Source organism: Micromonospora sp. NPDC049089 (assembly GCF_040648775.1).
Taxonomy (GTDB): domain Bacteria; phylum Actinomycetota; class Actinomycetes; order Mycobacteriales; family Micromonosporaceae; genus Micromonospora.
Genome location: NZ_JBEZEH010000341.1, coordinates 1 through 3725, shown reverse-complemented (window position 1 = coordinate 3725; position 3725 = coordinate 1). Strand labels below are relative to the sequence as shown.

Below are 3725 nucleotides of genomic sequence, written 5' to 3'. Positions count from 1 at the left end.
GGCGCCCGTAACCCACCTGGGGTTGCCGGCCCCACGCTCGCGTGGACGTCGACCCGGTCTCAGGCGACGGTGCAGGCCGCGCCGTTGAGGGTGAACGAGGACGGTCGGGCGGTGTTACCGCTGTGGTTGGCCTGGAAGCCGAAGCTCACCGAGCCGTTGGCGGGGATGCCGCCGTTGTAGGCGACGTTGCGGGCTGTCACCTGCCCCGAGTTGGGCGAGTAGGTGGCGTTCCAACCCGAGGTGATGGTCTGACCGCTGGGCAGGGTGAAGACCACGGACCAGCCGTTGACGGCGCTGGTGCTGGTGTTCGTGACGGTGATGTTCTCGGTCAGGCCGGTGTTCCAGGCGTTGATGGCGACCGTCACCCGGCAGGCGCCGGTGGCCGGCGGCGGCGTGGTCGGGGGCGGGGTGGTGGGCGGCGGGGTGGTGGGCGGCGGCGTGGTGGGCGGCGGGGTCGTGGTGTTTGTCAGTCCGAAGAACGCGATGGCGGACGCGGCCATCCCTCCGGAGGGCAGGCTGTGCCCGGCACCCTGGATGCTGTACGCCTCGACCTGGACGGTGCCGCTGCTGTCGGCGTACCGGCGCCGGTTCCAGTTGGCCTGGGGCGTGTCGGTGGAGGTGGGTGTCTGGCTCAGCCCGAACACGTTGGTCCACTGCTCGATCGTCTCCTGCAACAGCGAGTACGGCACGAGCGTGTCGCTGGTGCCGTGCCACAGCTGCACCCGCGGCCGTGGCCCGGAGTAGCCTGGGTACGCCTGGCGCACCGCGTCACCCCACTGCTGGGGAGTCCGGTTCATGTTCCCGCCGGTGCACTGGCTGCTGCCGGGCGGGTAGTCCGCCGCGTTGGCGAAGCAGTTGTACGGCACGCCCATGAACGCGGCGCCGGCCTTGAACACGTCGGGATAGAGGGCCAGCATGTGGTTCGTCATCATGCCGCCGGATGAGCTGCCGGTGGCGTAGACCCGCTCCGGGTCGGCCGAGTACTGCTGTTGCACGTACCGGATCATGCTGATGATCGACACCGGGTCGCTGCCCCCACCACGCCGCTTGGCGGCGTCCGACCAGGTGTCGAAGCAGTTGCCGAAGCCGGCCTGCTGGGTCGCGGACGGGTAGATCACGATGTATCCGTACCGGTCGGCCTGGCTGGCGAACTCGCTTCCGGAGTAGAACCCGGGGCCGGACCCGCCGCAGCCGTGCATCGCCACCACGACCGCCGGCCGGGCGGGGCGGTTGTCCGGCACGTAGACGTGCATGCGCATCCGGCCCGGGTTGTCGCCGAAGCTGGTCACCTCGGTCAGTGACGCCGCGTACGCGGGCCCGACCGTGGGGGCCACCAGGCCGGCCGCGACCAGTGACGCGGCCAGCGTGAGTAGCAGTTTCCTTCTGATTTTCACCGCACGACTCCTTCGATTGCCTGTGCAGGCTGGATTGATCGCGCGATCCGGTTGCGGGTCTGCCCGACTCCCGCGGTGATCGCACGTTGCCCGCTACCTGTGGTTCGCCCAGCCCGGCTTCGGATGGCGTCGCGTGGCAATTAGTGTTCCCCCCGGACCAACAAGTGTCAATCGAGGAATCTCGATTTGCGGTGGGTCGCGCCCGTCCGTCTACAGTCGTCATACCGTCCCCGAGGAGCACGGAGCGCCTGTGGCAAGCCTCTTCGACATCGACGAGATCTATCCGGACGACGGCGACCACCCACTCCGGCTGCCCCGCCGGCAGGTCGGCAACTCACCGCAGGGCGTCGCGGTGACCCTGTTGGCCGACTACACGCTGCGGACCCGGGTCGCCCTGCCGTCCGCCGCCATCGTCGCGTTGCTCGCCGAGACCGGCGTGACGACGGCCGGAGCGCGGACCGCGATCAGCCGGTTGGCCCGCCGTGGCGTGTTGGAGGGCAGTCGACTGGGGCGACGAAGCTCCTACCGGCTCAGCCGCGCAGCCGCCGCCAATCTCTCCGCCGGAGGGCACTGGATTCTCGCCTCCACCACCTCGACGGGCCGGTGGGACGGTAGCTGGACGATCGTCGCCTTCTCGCTGCCGCAGGACCGCAGTACGCAGCGCCGGGCGCTGCGGGCGCAACTTCGGTGGCTCGGTTACGCGCCGCTGTACGACGGGCTGTGGATCTCGCCGCAGAAGTTGACCCCTGCGGCTCGGGCCCAGCTCGACCAGCTCACCCTCGGTGCGGTAACGGTGTTTCGGGGGCGGCAGACCGCGCTCGCCTCGACCATTCACCGTGCGCCGATCGAGGCCTGGGACATCGAGGCGATCAGCCGGAGCTACGACGCGTTCCTGCGTCGTTGGACGCCACTGTTGCCCGCCGTGGCGTCCGGGCAGGTCGACGGTGCCGCGGCGGTGCGGGCCCGGACCGAGGTCATGGACACCTTCCGACGTTTCCCCGTCCTCGACCCGCAGTTGCCGGTGGAACTCCTTCCACGGGAGTGGCTCAGGCAGCCGGCGCGGGAGCTGTTCGAGGCCGTCTACGACGGCCTCGCCGCACCCGCCGAACGACACGTCCGGGCGGTCGTCGAGCGGTTCGCCGACGCCGCGCAGCCCGGCATCGAGGCGCACACCACCGCCGACCTCGTCGCCGGCATACGCGCCGATGCCGACCCGGCGCAGCCGTCTGCGAGTGCCACGGCCACCGGGTGTTCGTGAGCCTCTGGCAGTTGCTGTCGGGTGACGACTGTGAGCGATAACAGGATTGCCCTCTGAAGCGGTCCCGGTGGCGCGGTGGTGAGACTCGTCAGCTGATCGCGCGGCGGTTGAGCACTGTCACTCAGGGCGTTTGGTACCGGGCGAAACGCGGCGTTCCGGGAGATCGGCGTGAACGGCCCGTTACGTCTTGACGAACGGCATGTTATCGCTCACTCTCGATATAGAGGGCGATCGCTGTCTCGGCTCACCGGGCGAGCCGTACCGATCGGCCCACCGATCACGACGTCCGCAAGGGCATGCGGACGTCACCTCGGGACCCGGCAGGCGCCGGCGACAGCCTTCTCGGACTGTGCGTGCTGATGCCGGGCGGCCAGGAGGACCGCCCCGATCAGCTGTTCCGAGCGAAGTGGCACATCACCACCACCGATGCAACCACTGAAAAGGAACGCCATGAAACCCATGAGAACGATGCTGGCGGCGGCGACCATGGCCGTCGCCCTCACCACCGGTATGACGGTGGCGCTGACCCCCGCATCCGGTGCCGGCACGACCCTGAAGGCGGCCGCCGCCGAGAAGGGCCGCTACTTCGGCGCGGCTGTCGCCGTCGGCAAGCTGTCGACCAGCGCATACACGACGATTTTGAACCGTGAGTTCAACAGTGTCGTGGCCGAGAACGAGATGAAGTGGAGCTCCACCGAGCCGCAGCAGGGCACCTTCACCTACTCCAGTGGTGACCGCCTGGTCAGTCACGCGCAGGCCAACGGCATGAGCGTGCGGGGTCACACCCTGTTGTGGCACGCGCAGCAGCCGGGCTGGGCGCAGGGCATGTCGGGCAGCGCGTTGCGCAACGCGATGATCAACCACGTCACCCAGGTCGCCACGCACTACCGGGGGAAGATCTACGCCTGGGACGTGGTGAACGAGGCGTTCGCCGACGGTGGTTCCGGTGGGCGGCGTGACTCGAACATGCAGCGCACCGGCAACGACTGGATCGAGGCGGCCTTCCGGGCGGCGCGGGCGGCGGATCCGGGTGCGAAGTTGTGTTACAACGACTACAACACCGACGGGGTCAA

At 69.0% G+C, this 3725-nt stretch carries 3 protein-coding genes; 2 read left to right on the top strand and 1 reads right to left on the bottom strand.

From position 1 onward, the window contains the following. Nucleotides 1-59: 59 nt before the first annotated feature. Nucleotides 60-1394 carry a PHB depolymerase family esterase gene (locus AB0B48_RS32295; RefSeq protein ID WP_357208239.1) on the bottom strand — a complete coding sequence of 445 codons (1335 nt, stop codon included), beginning with the start codon at nucleotides 1392-1394 and terminating at the stop codon, nucleotides 60-62. A 250-nt stretch (nucleotides 1395-1644) separates the two neighbouring features. On the opposite strand from AB0B48_RS32295, the gene AB0B48_RS32290 reads away from it, so the two are divergent. Both AB0B48_RS32290 and AB0B48_RS32285 read left to right on the top strand, forming a co-directional pair. Then, nucleotides 1645-2652, top strand: a complete 1008-nt coding sequence (locus AB0B48_RS32290) for a PaaX family transcriptional regulator C-terminal domain-containing protein (RefSeq protein WP_357208236.1) — start codon at nucleotides 1645-1647, stop codon at nucleotides 2650-2652. 459 nt (nucleotides 2653-3111) lie between these two features. After that, nucleotides 3112-3725 (top strand): endo-1,4-beta-xylanase (locus tag AB0B48_RS32285; protein WP_357208241.1); only part of this gene is annotated, 614 nt, incomplete at its 3' end.